Source organism: Pseudomonas sp. GW823-FHT03E05 (assembly GCF_058796855.1).
This window is the reverse complement of record NZ_JBXAJB010000004.1, coordinates 210,118-228,515: the sequence shown is the minus strand read 5'-3', so window position 1 is coordinate 228,515 and position 18,398 is coordinate 210,118. Positions and strand designations below refer to the sequence as shown.

The following is an 18,398-nucleotide window of genomic DNA, read 5'->3' as shown; positions in this document are numbered from 1 at the left end:
GACGAACGGTCATGTCCTTGACATATATGGCCTCAGGGGCAAGGGCATAGCTGCCAGCGGGCGCAGGTCAGGAGGCCTGCGGCAGGGCTTCGGGGCGTGACCAGATCCACAGGTTGCCCAGGGTCATGCCGGCAATGGCGGCATACATCGTCCAGTGATGGTTGAGCAGGGTCAGCATCAGCCCGGCGCACAGCAGCATGCTGACCGTGGCGCTGATCTTGGCCTTGCGGCTGACGATGCGGCCGTTGCGCCAGTTGCAGAGGATAGGCCCGAACAGGCGATGGTTCTCCATCCAGGCGCTTAGCCGTGGCGAGCTCTTGGTGGCGGCCCAGGCAGCGAGCAGGATGAACTCGGTGGTCGGCAGGCCGGGTACGACGATGGCGATCAGGCCGATGGCCAGGCTGACATAGGCCAGCGCGCCAAACAGCAGGCGGGAAATCTTCGACGAGGAGGGGCGAGTGGGGGTCATGGTTTCGATGATGAGGTAACGCGTCGTACGGCTCAATCCGGGAATGCCGCCGGCCGACAAAATACCGCTGCGGGCAGGGGCACGCCTTGGCGCGCCACCTGCCCGCAACTACGCGGGTCAGGCCGGTTGTGCGGCGCCGGAGTAAGCCTGTTCCAGCAGCACGGTGAAGCGGTTGAAGGCATCCAGGGCACCTTTTTCCGCCGCGGCTTCTTCTTCGGCGGTGAACTCCAGGCCGTCGAGGATGCGGGTGAAGGTTTTCCAGCCTTCGGCGCGGCCACCGGCCGGTTCGCCCAGGTGACGGGCACCGAAGGTTTCGCTCAGGCCCAGGCCCACGGCACGCTTGATCAGGAACGCGGCACCCAGCTTGGAGCCCTCGGAGACGAAGATCCAGCCCAGGGCTTCGGCCTGGCTCGGGTTGCTGACGGCACCGGCCACTGGCGCAGGAACCTCGGTTTCCAGGTCGGCTAGGTCAGCCTTGGCAGCTTCGGCGCGGCAGCGCTCGGCCAGGTCCGGGACGATCTTGTTCAGTTCGGCATCGTTGTACAGGTCCACCAGTTCCGACTGGAACAGGTACTGGGCCACCACGAAACGGGCGAATGCACCTTGGGTTTCGAAGGGCGCATGGGCCTTGACCAGGGCGTCGAGCTTGGAATGCGGCTCGTGGGTGATCTGGTTCAGGCGTTGGGAGCGCAGGTGGTGACGCTGGGAGGAATCCTGGGAGGTCATGCAGATGTCCTTGAGAATGAGAGGCACTTAGTGACTAGACGAACAAGAAGACGCGATACAGTAAAAAATCCTCACTGCCCTGGATGAAAAAGGGCAGTGAGGTGTCCAGGCGTCAGATATCCCACACCAGGTTGACCGAGAAGTTGCGGCCGGGCTGGGTCAGGCGGTCGAGGTTGGCGGGTGCGGTCTGGCCGGCTTCGCCGACGCTGTCGTAGCCGCGCACGTCGTCCCAGTTCCAGTATTTCTTGTCGGTCAGGTTGTACAGGCCGGCGTTCACGGTCAGGTCATCGGTGACCTTGTAGAAACCGCTGAGGTCGAGAATGCCGAAGCCCGGGGATTTGAACTGGCTGCTGGTAACGCGCCCGTCCGGAGCCTTGAAGGTACTGTCGTCGACCCGGTCCTTGCGCTTGACCAGGGTCCAGCTCAGCAGGGCGCCGTAGTTGTCCTGGTCATAGCCCAGGCCGAACACGCCTTTGAGCGGGTTGACGCTGTTGATCGGTTCGCCGTTGTCGTTGTTGCGACCGTATGCGTAGGCCACCGAGCCGATGCTGTACAGCCCTTGTGGAGCACCGAAGGCGTCGAGGTTGAGGCGGCCCTTGGCTTCCGCGCCCTTGATGGTGGCGTGCTTGATGTTGTTGCTCTGGATGACCGACAACAGTGCCCCGGCAGTAATGGCGTCTTCGTTGATGAAGTCGCGGTACTGGTTGTAGAACACCGAGACGTCGAAGGAGCCCGCGTCGAAGTTGCCACGCAGGCCGGTTTCGTAGCTCTTGCTCGTTTCCGGCTTGAGGTTGGAGTTGGGCTCCACTACATAGCCGCCCGCGAGGTTTTCGAAGCGGCCGTAGAGCGCCTTGGCCGAGGGGGTACGGAAGCCTTCGGAGTATTGGCCGTAACCGGTGTAATGCTCGTCAAAGGCGTAGGTCAGGCCGAACTTGGGCGATACGCGGTGCCAGGTCTTTTCATCGTCGCTGACCGGGAAGGCGCCCGTTGAGTTGGCAACGTTGAGAAACTCCTGGGTCAGCTTGGGCTTGAGCCGGGTGTAGTCATAGCGCAGGCCCGGAGTGAAGGTCCAGGCGTTCCAGCTGATCTGGTCCTGGACGAACAGGCTGTAGGTGTTGATGGTCGGGTCCGGGAAGTCGCTGGACTTCTTCACGCTGTCACCGGCAGAAGGGCTCGGCGCGCCAATCGCGGTACAGCCGGCACCGACGGCCAGGCAACTGGCGGTACCATAGCGCGAGCCCGTGACCTTCTGCTGCTTGAGAGTGGTGCCGTAGGTCAACTGGTGATCGGTTTCACCCAGGGCGAAGGCCTTGTCCAGCTGAGCGTCGAACACCCATTGTTTTTCCTGGTACAGGGTTTTCCGCTCACGCTGCACGTCACGCGCCACCGGGCTGAAGATCGACACCGGGTTGTAGCGCTCGGAGGTGGTCTGGTCGGTCTTGGCGATCTGGTAGTTCAGGCTCCACTTGATCTGGTCGGCGATCGGCGACTCCAGGGCAAAGCTGTTTTCCAGGCCGAAGCGTTCGCGGGTGATGGTGTCGTTGCCGACGCGCGAGCGATACCAGTTCTGGCCAACGCCATTGAGGAACAGGCCGCCCACCGCACTTTTCTGATTGGTGTCGCGGTCGTCCTTGTACTTTTCGTAGGTCAGGCCCAGGCGTGCGTCGTCCGCATAGTTCCAGCCGAGCTTGGCCAGTACGTTGGTGGTCCGGGCGTCTTCCGGGTTGGCGGCAGTGCGGTTCAGGCCGGTGCCGTTGTTGCTGCCATAGGACTCGGTCTCGTGGCCGTCACGCTGGCTCAGGTGCAACAAACCGTCGAATTCGCCGACCCGCCCGGCGAAGGTGCCGGATTTCAGCCAGCTTTCGTCCGCCGAGCTGTAGCCGGTCTTCAGGCGCGCGCCAAAATCCTCGCCGGGCTTGATGATGTCGTCGGCGTCCAGAGTGTAATAACTGACGGCGCCACCGATGGCGCTGCTGCCGTAGAGCACCGAGGCCGGGCCACGCAGGATTTCCACGCGCTTGACGATTTCCGGGTCGACGTAGTTCCGGTTGGTCTTGGCATAAGGGCCGCTGAAGAAGTGATCCGGCACTTCCACGCCGTCCACCTGGGTGAGGATCCGGTCGCTGTCGATACCACGGATGTTGTAGCCGCTGATACCGGCACGCTGGCCTGCACCGCCGACTGAAACACCAGGCTCATAACGCACCAGTTCCTTGATCGTGTTGACGTTCTGGCGGTCGAGTTCTTCCCGGGTGTGCACGCTCACGGTGCTGGGCACCGAGTTGATGTCCTGCTCCTGACGGGTGGCGCTGATGGTCACCTGCTGCAGGTTCACCACATTGGCTGCGCTGCGCTTTTCCAGAACGATGTTGTTGTTGCCCAGCTTGCGGTAGCTCAGGTTGGTGCCGCTGAGCAGCCGATCCAGGGCCTTTTCCGGTGGCAGCGAACCGCGCACGCCCGGGGAGGACACCCCGCTGCCCAGCTCCGCCGGCAGGCCCACTTGCCAGCCGGTGACCGCAGTAAAGGCGTTGAGCGCCGATACCAGCGGCTGCTGGGCGATAGCGAAGTTGTAGTTGCCCATGCGCTGGCTGGAGGATGCCGGGGCATCGGCGGCCATCACGGGGGCAGCGTGGGCGCCGGCCAGCAGGATGGCTGCGGTCAGCAGCGACAGGGTGCAGTTTTGCAGGCGGGCACAGGGAACAGGGGATCGGCTGTTGAGGCGAGGGGACATCGAGAGCGCTCCGGGTCGCACGAAACTTTTATAGGTGCAGATACACATTCAAAATGCGAATCAGTTGCATTGGCTATAACGAGACGTACGACCCGTAGAGATCGCGTAAAAATAATTGTTCTCAGTTGAGAATCACTAGTGCCGGGAACTCGGAAAGCCGTGCCGAAGTGATGTGGGCCAGGGAACGCACCACATCCAGAGGCTGATCCAGGCGGTAGTTGCCGGTTACCGCGACCTTTGCCAGGTGTTCGTTGTTGTTGACGATCCAGCCCGGGTAATAGCGCCGCAGTTCGGCCAGGACCTGGCTCAGGGGGCAGTTCTCGAACACCAGGCGGCCCTGGACCCAGGCCAGCTCTTTGTCGGCGTCGAGCCTGGCCGGCTGGTCGAAGCCCTGGGGCCCGACCCGCACGCTTTCCCCGGCGCGCAGGCGCAGGCGCTGGTCGGCGTGGGTGGCGCGCAGGTCGATGTCACCGCGCTGCACCTGGACTTGGGCCACGCCGTCCAGGTAGCGCACGGCAAAGGTGGTGTCGCGCACGCTGGCCTTGACCGGGCCGGCGTCCAGTTCCAGGGGCAGGCCGCGATTGCCGGGGATCTCGAAGAAGGCTTCGCCCTGGTACAGCCGGGCCACGCGCTGGTGATCGTTGATGTCGCTGGAAAAGGCCGAGTTGGTGTTGAGCAGCACCTTGGAACCGTCTTCGAGCTGCAGGCGCTGGCGCTCGCCGACCTGGGTCAGGTGGTCGGCCTGCAGGCGCAGCGGCAGGTTGCTGAAGCTGAATAATCCGAGCAGCAGCACCGCGGCGGTGGCCAGGGGTTTCCAGTGGGGGCGCAGGCGCGCCAGGCGCGAGACTTTCGGTGGCGCTGCCAGGGTCAGGGCGCATTGCGCCACTTGCGGGCCATTCCAGATCGCCTGGGCCTTTTCGAAGGCCTGGGTGTTGAGCGGTGAAGCCGCCAGCCACTGATGAAATTGGCGCACTTGTTCCTCGTTCGGATGTTCCAGCTCGATCAGCCAATCCAGTGCCTGATCCATGGCCAGGGTGCTTGAGTGCGGGCCGGCAGGGGTGGGCGGCTCGGCGCTGTGAAAATCCGTCACGGGTGTTCCTCGGCTGCGTCTGTGCGCGGCTGTTTTTTCAAGAGAGAGCGAAAGCCGGCCAAGGTTAACAAAGGCTCGGGGCTGCCGCAGTCATTCTGCTCAGCGGTTGAGACTCACTGGCCGTCGAGACGTTCGGCGACGCCGATGCAGATGGCCATGATCAGTTTCAATTCCTTTTGCACCGTGCTCAGTGAAACCCCGAGCTTGTCGGCGATCTCCTGGTAACTGTGGCCGTGCAGGCGGCTGAGGATGAAGATCTGCTGCTGGCGCGGGCTGAGCTGGCCGAGGCTGAGGTTCAGGCGTTCCAGCATCTGCTCGGCGTGGGCCGCGTCTTCGGCACTGCTGACGGGCGCGGCGACATTCTCCACCACCTCCGGCGGTACGTCTTCGAGCAGGGTGCGGCCCTGGATGCGCCGGGCCCGCAGGTGATCCAGGGCGAGGTTGCGCGCGGTCTGGAAGACAAAGGGTTCAAGGTGCGTGATCGGCCGCTCGCTCAGGGCCCGGGTCACGCGCAGGTAGGTTTCCTGCAGCAGGTCTTCGGCGGTGCTGTGGTTGTTGACCATCCGCTCCAGCGTTCGCAGCAGAGAAATGCGTTGGGTGAGGAAGACGTGGTTGAAGTGCGATTGACTCACAGCAAGGCCTGATCCATTTTTTCAGCAGATGATAATGATTGTCATCTACGTCAATGGTCAAGCCTTGCGTGAATTATCCTCGGCCGGCCAGGTAGGCCTGATAGTCGGGAATCCGGTGCTCATGGGCCTGGTTCATCAGCGGGCTGCTGAGCAGGTAGTCGGCGCTGCACTCGTTGCAGGCCACCGGAATGTTCCATACCGCCGCTACCCGCAACAGGGCCTTGATGTCCGGATCATGGGGCTGGGGTTCGAAGGGGTCCCAGAAGAACACCAGCAGGTCGACCCGTTGCTCGGCAATCTGCGCCCCCAGTTGCTGATCGCCGCCCAGGGGGCCGCTGATCATGCTTTCCACCGGCAGCCCCAGGTGCTTGCTCAGCAACAGGCCGGTGGTACCGGTGGCAACCAGCTCGTGCTCGGCCAGGCGCGCCTTTTGCCGCCCGGCCCACTCCAGCAGGAACGCCTTGCAGTGGTCATGGGCGACCAGGGCGATGCGCTTGCGCGCGGCCATGGTCTTGTGGGTGAAACTGATACCGATCATCGACGAATATCCGTTTTATTCCGCGTTGCACAGGGCCAGGCAGTTATCCAGCATGCGGTTGGAGAAACCCCACTCGTTGTCGTACCAGGCCAGCACCTTGAGCAACCGGCCACCGCTGACCTTGGTGTGGTTGGCGTCGAAGATCGACGACAGCGGATTGTGGTTGAAGTCGCTGGAGACCAGCGGCAGGGTGTTGTAGCCGAGGATCGTCGAGTGCTGGCTGGCGCTCTTGAGCAAGGCATTGACCTCTTCGGCGGTGGTGTCGCGCTTGAGGGTCACCGTCAGGTCCACCAGGGACACGTTGATCACCGGTACTCGCACGGCCATGCCGGTCAGCTTGCCAGCCAGCTCCGGCAGCACCAGGCCCACCGCTTCGGCAGCGCCGGTCTTGCTCGGGATCATGTTCTGGGTGGCCGAACGGGCGCGATAGGGGTCGCTGTGGTAGACGTCGGTGAGGTTCTGGTCGTTGGTGTAGGCGTGGATGGTGGTCATCAGGCCGTTGTCGATGCCCAGCTCGCGGTGCAGTACCTGGGCCACCGGCGCCAGGCAGTTGGTGGTGCACGAGGCGTTGGAGATGATCTGGTGCGACTGGCGCAGGATGTCGTGGTTGACCCCGTAGACCACGGTGGCGTCGGCGCCCTTGGCCGGGGCCGAGATGATGACCTTGCGGGCACCGGCGGTCAGATGGGCGGCAGCCTTGGCGCGGTCGGTGAACAGGCCGGTGCATTCGAACACCACGTCGATCTTCTCCGCGGCCCAGGGCAGTTCGGCCGGGTTGCGGATGGCGCTGACGGCAATCCGATCGCCATTCACGGTGAGGCTTTCCTGATCGTGTTCGACTTGGGCGTCGAAAGTACCGTGCACGGTGTCGTATTTCAGCAGGTGGGCATTGATAGCGCTGTCTCCGAGATCGTTGATAGCGACGATCTGCAGATCCTGGCGATAGCCTTGGGTATAAAGTGCGCGCAGGACGTTACGGCCGATACGGCCAAAACCATTGATTGCGATTCGAAGAGTCATGTGCAAACGCCTGTCGTTGAATTTGTTGTTGGAATTACAAGATTATTCGCATAGAAATAGAAAACAAGCCTTTTTAGTGGCAATATTTTGTCTTATCTACAACGAGTGACCTGAATCAACTGGTCCAAATGGTCAGAAACATCCTCCGCTGTCCCTGAGCGGTGGCGCGTCTGATCAGCATAGACAAACAGGTCGCCACATCCGTTAGCCTGGAGTTCTACACATGCATCCCCGCGTTCTTGAGGTCACCGAACGGCTTATCGCCCGCAGTCGCGCCACTCGCCAGGCCTATCTCGCGCTGATCCGCGATGCCGCCAGCGATGGCCCGCAGCGGGGCAAGCTGCAATGTGCGAACTTCGCCCACGGCGTGGCCGGTTGCGGCACCGACGACAAGCACAACCTGCGGATGATGAATGCGGCCAACGTGGCAATTGTTTCGTCATATAACGACATGTTGTCGGCGCACCAGCCTTACGAGGTGTTCCCCGAGCAGATCAAGCGCGCCCTGCGCGAGATCGGCTCGGTGGGCCAGTTCGCCGGCGGCACCCCGGCCATGTGCGATGGCGTGACCCAGGGCGAGGCCGGCATGGAACTGAGCCTGCCGAGCCGTGAAGTGATCGCCCTGTCTACGGCGGTGGCCCTCTCTCACAACATGTTCGATGCCGCGCTGATGCTGGGGATCTGCGACAAGATTGTCCCGGGGTTGATGATGGGCGCCCTGCGCTTCGGTCACCTGCCGACCATCTTCGTTCCGGGCGGGCCCATGGTCTCGGGCATTTCCAACAAGCAGAAAGCTGACGTGCGCCAGCGTTACGCCGAAGGCAAGGCCAGCCGCGAGGAACTGCTGGAGTCGGAAATGAAGTCCTACCACAGCCCCGGCACCTGCACCTTCTACGGCACCGCCAACACCAACCAGTTGCTGATGGAAGTCATGGGCTTGCACCTGCCGGGCGCCTCTTTCGTCAACCCCAATACGCCGCTGCGCGATGCCCTGACCCATGAGGCGGCGCAGCAGGTCACGCGCCTGACCAAGCAGAGCGGGGCCTTCATGCCGATTGGCGAGATCGTCGACGAGCGCGTGCTGGTCAACTCCATCGTTGCCCTGCACGCCACGGGCGGCTCCACCAACCACACCCTGCACATGCCGGCCATCGCCCAGGCGGCGGGCATCCAGCTGACCTGGCAGGACATGGCCGACCTCTCCGAGGTGGTGCCGACCCTGTCCCACGTCTATCCAAACGGCAAGGCCGATATCAACCACTTCCAGGCGGCGGGCGGCATGTCGTTCCTGATCCGCGAGCTGCTGGAAGCCGGCCTGCTCCACGAAGACGTCAATACCGTGGCCGGCCGCGGCCTGAGCCGCTATACCCAGGAACCCTTCCTGGACAACGGCAAGCTGGTGTGGCGCGACGGCCCGATCGAAAGCCTGGACGAAAACATCCTGCGCCCGGTGGCCCGGGCGTTCTCTGCGGAGGGCGGCTTGCGGGTCATGGAAGGCAATCTCGGTCGCGGCGTGATGAAGGTTTCCGCCGTGGCCCCGGAGCACCAGATCGTCGAGGCCCCGGCCGTGGTGTTCCAGGACCAGCAGGACCTGGCCGATGCCTTCAAGGCCGGCCTGCTGGAGAAGGACTTCGTCGCGGTGATGCGCTTCCAGGGCCCGCGCTCCAACGGCATGCCCGAGCTGCACAAGATGACCCCCTTCCTCGGGGTGCTGCAGGACCGCGGCTTCAAGGTGGCGCTGGTCACCGACGGGCGCATGTCCGGCGCTTCGGGCAAGATTCCGGCAGCGATCCATGTCAGCCCCGAAGCCCAGGTGGGTGGCGCGCTGGCCCGGGTGCTGGACGGCGATATCATCCGCGTGGATGGCGTCAAGGGCACCCTGGAGCTTAAGGTAGACGCCGCAGAATTCGCCGCCCGGGAGCCGGCCAAGGGCCTGCTGGGCAACAACGTTGGCACCGGCCGCGAACTCTTCGCCTTCATGCGCATGGCCTTCAGCTCGGCAGAGCAGGGCGCCAGCGCCTTTACCTCTGCCCTGGAGACGCTCAAGTGAAACTGGCCCTGGTCGGTGATATCGGTGGCACCAACGCGCGCTTCGCGTTGTGGAAAGACCAACAACTGGAGGCGATCGAAGTCCACGCCACTGCGGACTACAGCTGCCCGGAAGACGCCATCAAGGCCTACCTGCGGGACCAGGGGCTGGCCCTGGGTGCCATAGGTTCGGTGTGCCTGTCGGTGGCCGGCCCGGTCAGCGGCGATGAGTTTCGCTTCACCAACAACCACTGGCGCCTGAGTCGCCAGGCTTTCTGCCAGGCGTTGCAGGTGGACCAACTGCTGTTGGTCAACGACTTCTCGGCCATGGCCCTGGGCATGACCCGCCTGCAGCCGGATGAATTTCGCGTGGTCTGCGAAGGCGTTGCCGAGCCCTTGCGCCCGGCCGTGGTGATCGGCCCGGGCACGGGCCTCGGGGTGGGCACCCTGCTGAACTTCGGCGACGGTCGTTACATGGCCTTGCCGGGGGAGGGTGGGCATGTCGACCTGCCCTTGAGCAGTGCGCGGGAAACCCAGCTCTGGCAGCACATTCACGACGAGATCGGCCATGTCAGCGCCGAGACCGCCCTCAGCGGTGGCGGCCTGCCCCGGGTGTATCGGGCGATCTGCGCGGTGGACGGCCATGAGCCGCGGCTCGAGACTCCGGAGGCCATCACCGCGGCCGGCCTGGCCGGCGACCCGATCGCCCGGGAAGTGCTGGAGCAGTTCAGCTGCTGGCTGGGCCGGGTGGCGGGCAACAACGTGCTGACCACCGGGGGGCGTGGCGGGGTGTACATCGTCGGTGGGGTGATTCCGCGCTTTGCCGATTTCTTCATCCACAGCGGCTTTGCCAAGAGCTTTGCCGACAAGGGTTGCATGAGCGATTACTTCAAGGGCATCCCGGTGTGGCTGGTGACCGCGCCCTATTCCGGGCTCACCGGTGCCGGCGTGGCCCTGGAGCAGGCCCAGGGCTGACGCCGCCCTGGCAGGCGACCCGGCATCAGGCATAATCGCGCACCCTGCCTAACAATAAGGACGGCCCCGGTGAGTTCAGTCAGTAAGTCGATTTTGTTGGTTGACGACGATCAGGAAATTCGCGAGCTGCTGGAAACCTATCTCAGCCGCTGCGGCTTCCAGGTGCGCAGCACCGCCGACGGGGCCGGCTTTCGCCTGGCCCTCAACGAGGCGCCCAGCGACCTGGTGATCCTCGATGTGATGCTGCCGGACGAAGACGGCTTCAGCCTGTGCCGCTGGATCCGCCAGCATCCCAAGCGCAGCCAGGTGCCGATCATCATGCTGACCGCCAGCTCCGACGAGGCCGATCGGGTCATCGGCCTGGAGCTGGGCGCCGACGACTACCTGGGCAAGCCTTTCAGCCCCCGGGAGCTGCAGGCGCGGATCAAGGCCCTGCTGCGGCGCGTGCAGTTCACCCAGGAGCGGGTTGTCGGCGAGGTGCTGTGCTTCGACGAATGGCGCCTGGATGTGATCAGCCACCGGCTGTTCCACAACGATGGCGAGGAGGTGATTCTTTCCGGCGCCGACTTCGCTCTGCTCAAGCTGTTTCTCGACCATCCCCAGGAAATCCTCGATCGCGACACCATCGGCAATGCCACCCGCGGGCGTGACCTGATGCCCCTGGATCGCATCGTCGACATGGCGGTGAGCCGCCTGCGCCAGCGTCTGCGTGACACCGAAAAGCCGCCGCGGCTGATTCGTACCGTGCGCGGCAGTGGCTATCAATTGGCAGCCAATGTGGTTGCCGGCAGTGGCCACTGAGGCATTGCGCAAAGTGCTGCGGCGCCTGCCGGTGCCCCGTTCCCTGCTGGGGCGGATGCTGCTTTTGACCCTGCTGGCGGTGCTGTTCGCCCAGGCGCTGTCCAGCGTGATCTGGGTTTCCCAACTGCGCGCCACCCAGCTCGAAGGGCTGGTGACCAGCGCCCGCAGCCTGGCCCACTCGATGACCGCCAGCGTCAGTTACCTGCGTTCGTTGCCGGTGGCGTACCGGCCCCTGGTGCTGGACCAGTTGCGCAGCATGGGCGGTACGCGGTTTGTCGTGACCCTGAACGACAAGCCCCTGGGCATGCAGGTGCTGCCCGCCACCCCGCGCAAAGAAGCGGTGTTGCAAGCCGTGGAGCAGGTGTTGCGCCAGTCCCTGGGCAATGACGCGGATATCTCCGTGACCTTCGTCAGCCCCGATGACCTGCGGATCTTCAATGGCGGCCTCAAGCTCGACGAATTGCCGCGCTCCTGGGCCCATTACGCCCTGACCCTGGAACCGGTAAACCCGCCGGTGCTGGTGACCCAGATCCAGATGGCGCCGGGAGAGTGGCTGTACATCGCCTCGCTGTTGCCCGAGCCCTACACCAGCCTGGAAGAACAGGGCCTGCCGGCGCAGCAGGTGTGGTTCATCCTGCTCACCAGCGGTTTTCTGCTGTTGTTCATCGGCCTGTTGGTGCATTGGCAGAGCCGGCCCCTCAAGCGCCTGGCCCGGGCGGCGCGGGACATGTCCCTGGGGGCCGACGTCGAGCCGGTAGCGGAGGGCGGTGGCAGCGAGGTGGTGGAAGTGGGGCGGGCCTTCAACAGCATGCGCGAGCGCATCAGCCGCTACCTGACCGAGCGCAGCCAGCTGTTCAGCGCCATCTCCCATGACCTGCGCACCCCCATCACCCGCTTGCGCCTGCGGGTGGAATTGCTGGAGGACGAGCAACTGCAGGCCAAGTTCGGGCGCGACCTGGATGAACTGGAGTTGCTGGTCAAGGGCGCGCTGCAGTGCGTCAAGGACACCGACATCCACGAGAACATCGAGCCGGTGGACCTCAATCAGGTACTCGACTGCCTGGTAGAGCCTTATCTGGCACCCAACGGCAATGGCCGCGTGACCCAACAGGGCCGGGCCCTGGCCAGCTACCCGGGCAAGCCCCTGGCGCTCAAGCGCTGCATGGGCAACCTGATCGACAATGCCCTGAAGTACGGACAGAACGCTCACCTGCACATCGAAGACGACGACAGCGGCTTTGTCCTGCATGTCGACGACGAAGGCCCCGGCGTACCGGAGCAGCGCCTGGAGCAAGTCTTCGAGCCGCACTTCCGTCTTGCTGGCCAGCAGCAGGGCTACGGCCTGGGCCTGGGGATTGCCCGCAACATCGCCCACAGCCATGGCGGCGAAGTCAGCCTGCAGAACCTGCGCGAAGGCGGCCTGCGCGTAACCCTGTACCTGCCCCGGACCTTCGACTGACCTGCCGGCCGTTGTAAGCGCTGGCTTGTGGAGGAACTGGCTTGCCAGCGAAGGCGTCCTCAAGGGCACCACAGGGCTCAAGGTGCAATGTCACGGTTTGGTGACATTGCGCTGGTCCTTTGTTACCTGCGGTCGCAGGCGGCTTGATTAGACTCAAGCCTTCGATAAAAACAACAACAGGTCACCCATGGACGCTCTCTCCCTGCCATTCAGCAGTTGGCTGAATGCCCCTGCACATCAGGCCTGGCTCGCCGCCGAAGGCCTGCGCCTGCTGGATTTTGCCAAGGCCTCACGGCTCCCCGCGGGCTTTGGCAACCTCGATGAACAGGGCCGCCTGCCCAGCGGCGCCCAGGCCGAAACCATGAACACCGCGCGCATGACCCACAGCTTCGCCATGGCCCATATCCAGGGCCTGCCGGGTTATGCCGCTCTGGTGGACCACGGCATCGCCGCCCTCGGCGGGCCCTTGCGTGATGCCGAGCACGGCGGCTGGTTCGCCGTGGCCGGGCAGGCCGACGGCAACAGCACCAAGGCCGCCTACCTGCATGCCTTTGTCGCTCTGGCGGCCAGCTCCGCGGTGGTGGCCCAACGTCCCGGCGCCGAGCGTTTGCTGGAGGAGGCCATCGCCATCATCGACCGGCATTTCTGGAGCGAGGAGGAGGGCGCGCTGCGCGAGTCTTTCAACTGCGACTGGAGTCAGCCGGAAGCCTATCGCGGTGCCAACAGCAACATGCACGCCACCGAGGCGTTCCTGGCCCTGGCCGATGTCACCCAGGACTCACGCTGGCTGACCCGCGCCCTGCGGATCGTCGAGCGGGTGATCCACACTCAGGCGGCGGCCAACGACTTCATGGTGATCGAGCATTTCGACCTCGCCTGGCAACCACTTCGTGACTACAACCGGGCCTTTCCCGCCGACGGTTTCCGGCCCTTTGGCACCACCCCGGGACACGGCTTCGAATGGGCGCGGCTGTTGCTGCACCTGGAGGCTTCGCGGGTGAAGGCCGGCATGCTGACCCCCGGCTGGCTGGTGCAGGACGCGCAGAAGCTGTTCGAAAGCAACTGCCGCCATGGCTGGAGCGTCGATGGCGCCCCGGGCATGGTCTACACCCTGGACTGGGACCACCAGCCAGTGGTGCGCGAGCGCCTGCACTGGACCCACGCCGAGGCCAGCGCCGCCGCCAGCGCCTTGCTCAAACGCACCGGCCAGGCCCAGTACGAGGCCTGGTACCGCTGTTTCTGGGAATTCTGCGAGGCCCATTTCATCGACCGCAGGCACGGTAGCTGGCACCACGAACTGGGCCCGGACAACCAGCCGTCAGCCCGGATCTGGGGCGGCAAGCCGGACCTCTATCACGCCTGGCAGGCGGTGCTGATCCCGCGCCTGCCGTTGGCCCCGAGCATGGCTTCGGCATTGGCCCAGGTGTCTGTTCCGGGCCTTGTGTAACCATGTGGTGACATTTCCCCATCGCTTCGTTACTCGAATGATCGACTAGGCTGTTTAGACTCGTTTGCAGCGCAAGCACCAGACTTGCATGCATAACAACAAGAAAGGTACTTCAAATGAATGCGATTTCTCGCCTCGCCACTGTCATTTCCCTTGCCTCTCTGTTTCCCCTGAGTGCCCTCGCCGCCGACTCCAAAGGTTCCGTGGAAGTCGTCCACTGGTGGACTTCGGGTGGTGAAAAAGCCGCCGTCGATGTGCTCAAGGCCCAAGTGGAAAAAGACGGTTTCACCTGGAAGGACGGCGCCGTGGCCGGCGGTGGCGGTTCCACTGCCATGACCGTGCTCAAAAGCCGCGCCGTGGCCGGCAACCCGCCGGGTGTGGCGCAGATCAAGGGCCCGGACATCCAGGAATGGGGCAGCACCGGCCTGCTCAGTACCGAAACCCTCAAGGACGTGGCCAAGGCCGAGAACTGGGACGGCCTGCTGTCGCCCAAGGTGGCCAATACCGTCAAGTACGAAGGTGACTACGTGGCGGTGCCGGTGAACATCCACCGGGTCAACTGGCTGTGGATCAACCCTGCCGTGTTCAAGAAAGCCGGGATCGACAAGGCCCCGACCACCCTCGAAGAATTCTATGCCGCCGGCGACAAGCTCAAGGCCGCCGGCTTCATCGCCCTGGCCCACGGTGGCCAGCCGTGGCAGGACAGCACCGTGTTCGAAGACGTGGTGCTCTCGGTCATGGGCCCGGAGGGCTACAAGAAAGCCCTGGTGGACCTGGACCAGAAAACCCTCTCCGGCCCGGAAATGGCCAAGGCCTTCACCGAGCTGAAGAAGATCACCGGCTACATGGACCCCAACCGTGCCGGGCGTGACTGGAACATTGCCGCAGCCGACGTGATCGGCGGCAAGGCCGGCATGCAGATGATGGGCGACTGGGCCAAGAGCGAGTGGACCGCGGCCAAGAAGGTCGCCGGCAAGGACTACCAGTGCGTACCGTTCCCGGGTACCGACAAGGCCTTCACCTACAACATCGACTCCCTGGCGGTGTTCAAGCTCAAGGCCGACCGCAAGGGCGATATCGCTGCCCAGCAGGACCTGGCCAAGGTCGCCCTGGGCAAGGACTTCCAGAAAGTCTTCAGCATCAACAAGGGTTCGATCCCGGTGCGCACCGACATGCTCAACGACATGAGCGCCGAGGGCTTCGACTCCTGCGCCCAGGCGTCGGCCAAGGACTTCCTGGCAGACGAGAAGACCGGCGGCCTGCAGCCGAGCATGGCGCACAACATGGCCACTTCCCTGGCGGTGCAGGGCGCGATCTTCGACGTGGTGACCAACTTCATGAACGACAAGGATGCGGACCCGGCCAAGGCCAGTGCGCAGCTGGCTTCGGCGGTCAAGGCCGCGCAGTAATCCTTGAACCCCGCCGCCGGTACGCCGGCGGCTCACCCGTGACTGTCGCCGCCCTGCCTGTGCCCCGGCCCATGCAGCGACGGTGTGCAGCCCGGATTCACTCCTGACTGGGTTATTCCGATGAGCTCTGTGGCGGTTTTCAGCAAAGCCTCACCGTTAGATGCATTGCAGCGCTGGCTACCCAAGCTGGTGCTGGCACCGAGCATGTTGATCGTGCTGGTGGGTTTCTACGGCTACATCATCTGGACGTTCATTCTGTCCTTTACCAATTCCAGCTTCATGCCGAGCTACAAGTGGGTCGGCCTGCAGCAATACCTGCGCTTGATGGACAACGACCGCTGGTGGGTGGCGAGCAAGAACCTCGCGGTCTTCGGCGGCATGTTCATCGCCATCAGCCTGGTGCTGGGAGTGTTCCTCGCGGTGCTGCTGGACCAGCGCATCCGCAAGGAAGGCTTTATCCGCACCGTGTACCTGTACCCCATGGCGCTGTCGATGATCGTCACCGGTACCGCCTGGAAGTGGTTGCTCAACCCCGGCCTGGGCCTGGACAAGATGCTTCGCGACTGGGGCTGGGAAGGCTTTCGCCTGGACTGGCTGGTGGATCAGGACCGGGTGGTGTACTGCCTGGTGATCGCCGCGGTGTGGCAGGCCTCGGGCTTTGTCATGGCGATGTTCCTCGCCGGCCTGCGGGGTGTCGACCAGTCGATCATCCGCGCCGCCCAGGTGGACGGCGCGAGCCTGCCGACCATCTACCTGAAGATTGTCCTGCCGAGCCTGCGGCCGGTGTTCTTCAGTGCCTTCATGATCCTCGCCCACATCGCCATCAAGAGCTTCGACCTAGTGGCGGCGATGACCGCGGGCGGGCCGGGCTATTCCTCCGACCTGCCGGCGATGTTCATGTATTCCTTCACCTTCAGCCGCGGCCAGATGGGCATAGGTTCGGCCAGCGCCATGCTGATGCTGGGGGCCGTACTGACCATCCTGGTGCCTTACCTGTACTCCGAACTGCGAGGCAAGCGCCATGACTAACTCCCTCGCCAAGCCGACCCTGAACTTCAGCCGGATCGCCATCTACGCCACCCTGCTGCTGGCGGCGGCGGTGTACCTGATACCGCTGGTGGTGATGCTGCTCACCAGCTTCAAGACCCCGGAGGATATCCGCACCGGCAACCTTTTGAGCTGGCCACAGGTGGTGGACGGCATCGGCTGGATCAAGGCCTGGGACACTGTCGGTGGCTACTTCTGGAACTCGGTGAAGATCACCGTGCCGGCGGTGCTGATCTCCACCTTCATCGGTGCAATGAACGGCTACGTGCTGTCGATGTGGCGCTTTCGCGGCTCCCAACTGTTCTTCGGCCTGCTGCTGTTCGGCTGCTTCCTGCCGTTCCAGACCGTGCTGCTGCCGGCTTCGTTCACCCTGGGCAAGTTCGGCCTGGCCAACACCACCACCGGCCTGGTGCTGGTGCACGTGGTCTACGGGCTGGCCTTCACCACTTTGTTCTTTCGCAACTACTACGTGAGCGTGCCGGATGCGCTGGTCAAGGCTGCGCGCCTGGACGGTGCCGGGTTCTTCACCATCTTCGGCAAGATCCTGCTGCCGATGTCGGTGCCGATCATCATGGTCTGCCTGATCTGGCAGTTCACCCAGATCTGGAACGATTTCCTCTTCGGCGTGGTGTTCGCCAGTGGCGACGCGCAACCGATCACCGTGGCCCTGAACAACCTGGTCAACACCAGCACCGGGACCAAGGAATACAACGTTGATATGGCAGCGGCGATGATCGCCGGGCTGCCGACACTGCTGGTCTACATCTTCGCCGGCAAGTATTTCCTGCGCGGGCTGACGTCCGGCGCGGTCAAGGGGTAAGGCATGGCAACTCTCGAATTACGCAACGTCAACAAGACCTACGGTGCCGGCCTGCCGGACACCCTGAAGAACATCGAGCTGAAGATCGATGACGGTGAATTCCTGATCCTCGTCGGCCCATCCGGCTGCGGCAAATCCACCCTGATGAACTGCATCGCGGGCCTTGAGAACATCAGTGGCGGGGCGATCCTGGTGGACGACGCCGACATCAGTGGCATGAGCCCCAAGGATCGTGACATCGCCATGGTGTTCCAGTCCTACGCGCTGTACCCGACCATGAGCGTGCGCGACAACATCGCCTTCGGCCTGAAGATCCGCAAGATGCCCGCCGCCGAGATCGACGCGGAAGTGGCACGGGTGGCCAAGCTGCTGCAGATCGAGCACCTGCTCACCCGCAAGCCGGGCCAGCTCTCCGGTGGCCAGCAGCAACGGGTGGCCATGGGCCGGGCCCTGGCCCGGCGGCCGAAGATCTATCTGTTTGACGAGCCGCTGTCCAACCTCGACGCCAAGCTGCGGGTGGAGATGCGCACAGAAATGAAGCTGATGCACCAGCGTCTGAAAACCACCACGGTCTATGTCACCCACGACCAGATCGAAGCCATGACCCTGGGTGACAAGGTGGCGGTGATGAAGGACGGGATCATCCAGCAGTTCGGCACCCCGAAGCAGATCTACAACGACCCGGCCAACCTGTTCGTGGCCAGCTTCATCGGTTCGCCACCGATGAACTTCATCCCCCTGCGCCTGCAGCGCAAGGACGGCCGCCTGCTGGCCCTGCTGGACAGTGGCCAGGCTCGCTGCGAGCTGCCCCTGGGGCCCCAGGATGCCGGGCTGGAAGACCGTGAGGTGATCCTCGGCATTCGCCCGGAACAGATCGCCCTGGCCGCGGGCGAGGCCAACGGCCTGCCGACCATTCGTGCCGAGGTCCAGGTGATCGAGCCCACCGGCCCCGACACCCTGGTGTTCGTCACGCTCAATGGCACCAAGGTCTGCTGCCGCCTGGCACCGGACCAGGCCCCCGAGGCCGGGGAAACCCTGACACTGCAGTTCGATCCGGCCCGGGTGCTGTTGTTCGACGCCCAGAGCGGTGAACGCCTGGGCGCCGCCGGGACACCGGTGACAGAGGCCCGGGGCGGCAATGTGGCGCAGTTCAAGGGCCGCTGAATCCGTGACGGATGGCCTGTCATCCGTCGCCACTGCTGTAAA

Annotated in this window: 16 protein-coding genes; 9 read left to right on the top strand and 7 right to left on the bottom strand. The window is 63.9% G+C overall.

Features of this window, described 5'->3' with window-relative positions:
• Positions 1 to 67: 67 nt before the first annotated feature.
• The 7 genes from AC1RCO_RS17910 to gap form a co-directional block, all read right to left on the bottom strand.
• Positions 68 to 469, bottom strand: a complete 402-nt coding sequence (locus AC1RCO_RS17910; protein ID WP_053153419.1) for a YbaN family protein — start codon at positions 467 to 469, stop codon at positions 68 to 70.
• Positions 470 to 586: 117 nt separating this feature from the next.
• On the bottom strand, positions 587 to 1,195 hold the full coding sequence (locus AC1RCO_RS17905; RefSeq protein WP_011062882.1) for a biliverdin-producing heme oxygenase: 609 nt from the start codon (positions 1,193 to 1,195) through the stop codon (positions 587 to 589).
• Between the two features lie 112 nt (positions 1,196 to 1,307).
• Positions 1,308 to 3,926, bottom strand: a complete 2,619-nt coding sequence (locus AC1RCO_RS17900) for a TonB-dependent receptor (protein WP_019094562.1) — start codon at positions 3,924 to 3,926, stop codon at positions 1,308 to 1,310.
• A gap of 121 nt (positions 3,927 to 4,047) precedes the next feature.
• Positions 4,048 to 5,016: a FecR family protein gene (locus tag AC1RCO_RS17895; RefSeq protein ID WP_492617908.1), complete on the bottom strand. Its 969-nt coding sequence runs from the start codon at positions 5,014 to 5,016 to the stop codon at positions 4,048 to 4,050.
• Positions 5,017 to 5,129: 113 nt separating this feature from the next.
• Positions 5,130 to 5,648: an RNA polymerase sigma factor gene (locus tag AC1RCO_RS17890; protein WP_072442708.1), complete on the bottom strand. Its 519-nt coding sequence runs from the start codon at positions 5,646 to 5,648 to the stop codon at positions 5,130 to 5,132.
• Between the two features lie 73 nt (positions 5,649 to 5,721).
• A complete protein-coding gene (locus AC1RCO_RS17885) occupies positions 5,722 to 6,186 on the bottom strand; it encodes a methylglyoxal synthase (RefSeq protein WP_011062878.1) in 465 nt (154 codons plus the stop codon).
• A 15-nt stretch (positions 6,187 to 6,201) separates the two neighbouring features.
• Positions 6,202 to 7,206, bottom strand: a complete 1,005-nt coding sequence (gene gap / locus AC1RCO_RS17880) for a type I glyceraldehyde-3-phosphate dehydrogenase (protein ID WP_011062877.1) — start codon at positions 7,204 to 7,206, stop codon at positions 6,202 to 6,204.
• A gap of 223 nt (positions 7,207 to 7,429) precedes the next feature.
• Here gap and edd point away from each other — a divergent pair, with 223 nt between their 5' ends.
• The 9 genes from edd (at position 7,430) to AC1RCO_RS17835 (ending at position 18,356) form a co-directional block, all read left to right on the top strand.
• Positions 7,430 to 9,256 carry a phosphogluconate dehydratase gene (edd, locus tag AC1RCO_RS17875; protein ID WP_011062876.1) on the top strand — a complete coding sequence of 609 codons (1,827 nt, stop codon included), beginning with the start codon at positions 7,430 to 7,432 and terminating at the stop codon, positions 9,254 to 9,256.
• Entirely contained in the window at positions 9,253 to 10,209 is a 957-nt protein-coding gene (locus AC1RCO_RS17870) for a glucokinase (protein WP_011062875.1), read from the top strand. Before edd ends, AC1RCO_RS17870 begins: the two co-directional genes overlap by 4 nt.
• Before the next feature lie 69 nt (positions 10,210 to 10,278).
• The gene (locus AC1RCO_RS17865) at positions 10,279 to 11,010 is read left to right on the top strand and encodes a response regulator (protein ID WP_011062874.1); all 732 of its coding nucleotides are present in this window, start codon (positions 10,279 to 10,281) and stop codon (positions 11,008 to 11,010) included.
• Positions 11,000 to 12,469, top strand: a complete 1,470-nt coding sequence (locus AC1RCO_RS17860; protein ID WP_019094564.1) for an ATP-binding protein — start codon at positions 11,000 to 11,002, stop codon at positions 12,467 to 12,469. The genes AC1RCO_RS17865 and AC1RCO_RS17860 overlap by 11 nt, the downstream gene beginning before the upstream one ends.
• Before the next feature lie 187 nt (positions 12,470 to 12,656).
• Positions 12,657 to 13,916 carry a D-mannose isomerase gene (locus AC1RCO_RS17855; RefSeq protein ID WP_015636742.1) on the top strand — a complete coding sequence of 420 codons (1,260 nt, stop codon included), beginning with the start codon at positions 12,657 to 12,659 and terminating at the stop codon, positions 13,914 to 13,916.
• A 116-nt stretch (positions 13,917 to 14,032) separates the two neighbouring features.
• Positions 14,033 to 15,325, top strand: a complete 1,293-nt coding sequence (locus AC1RCO_RS17850) for an ABC transporter substrate-binding protein (RefSeq protein WP_053159862.1) — start codon at positions 14,033 to 14,035, stop codon at positions 15,323 to 15,325.
• Positions 15,326 to 15,445: 120 nt separating this feature from the next.
• Complete coding sequence (locus AC1RCO_RS17845; RefSeq protein ID WP_492617907.1) at positions 15,446 to 16,354, top strand: carbohydrate ABC transporter permease; 909 nt, start codon at positions 15,446 to 15,448, stop codon at positions 16,352 to 16,354.
• Entirely contained in the window at positions 16,347 to 17,192 is an 846-nt protein-coding gene (locus AC1RCO_RS17840) for a carbohydrate ABC transporter permease (RefSeq protein ID WP_065365378.1), read from the top strand. The genes AC1RCO_RS17845 and AC1RCO_RS17840 overlap by 8 nt, the downstream gene beginning before the upstream one ends.
• Positions 17,193 to 17,195: 3 nt before the next feature.
• Positions 17,196 to 18,356 carry an ABC transporter ATP-binding protein gene (locus AC1RCO_RS17835; protein WP_220223166.1) on the top strand — a complete coding sequence of 387 codons (1,161 nt, stop codon included), beginning with the start codon at positions 17,196 to 17,198 and terminating at the stop codon, positions 18,354 to 18,356.
• Positions 18,357 to 18,398: the final 42 nt, after the last annotated feature.

Excerpts from the sequence above, each read along its gene's own strand:
- edd (WP_011062876.1), top strand. The coding sequence starts at position 7,430 with ATGCATCCCCGCGTTCTTGAGGTCACCGAACGGCTTATCGCCCGCAGT.
- AC1RCO_RS17850 (WP_053159862.1), top strand. The coding sequence starts at position 14,033 with ATGAATGCGATTTCTCGCCTCGCCACTGTCATTTCCCTTGCCTCTCTG.
- AC1RCO_RS17910 (WP_053153419.1), bottom strand. The coding sequence starts at position 469 with ATGACCCCCACTCGCCCCTCCTCGTCGAAGATTTCCCGCCTGCTGTTT.
- AC1RCO_RS17840 (WP_065365378.1), top strand. The coding sequence starts at position 16,347 with ATGACTAACTCCCTCGCCAAGCCGACCCTGAACTTCAGCCGGATCGCC.
- AC1RCO_RS17845 (WP_492617907.1), top strand. The coding sequence starts at position 15,446 with ATGAGCTCTGTGGCGGTTTTCAGCAAAGCCTCACCGTTAGATGCATTG.
- AC1RCO_RS17885 (WP_011062878.1), bottom strand. The coding sequence starts at position 6,186 with ATGATCGGTATCAGTTTCACCCACAAGACCATGGCCGCGCGCAAGCGC.
- gap (WP_011062877.1), bottom strand. The coding sequence starts at position 7,206 with ATGACTCTTCGAATCGCAATCAATGGTTTTGGCCGTATCGGCCGTAAC.
- AC1RCO_RS17905 (WP_011062882.1), bottom strand. The coding sequence starts at position 1,195 with ATGACCTCCCAGGATTCCTCCCAGCGTCACCACCTGCGCTCCCAACGC.
- AC1RCO_RS17835 (WP_220223166.1), top strand. The coding sequence starts at position 17,196 with ATGGCAACTCTCGAATTACGCAACGTCAACAAGACCTACGGTGCCGGC.
- AC1RCO_RS17855 (WP_015636742.1), top strand. The coding sequence starts at position 12,657 with ATGGACGCTCTCTCCCTGCCATTCAGCAGTTGGCTGAATGCCCCTGCA.
- AC1RCO_RS17900 (WP_019094562.1), bottom strand. The coding sequence starts at position 3,926 with ATGTCCCCTCGCCTCAACAGCCGATCCCCTGTTCCCTGTGCCCGCCTG.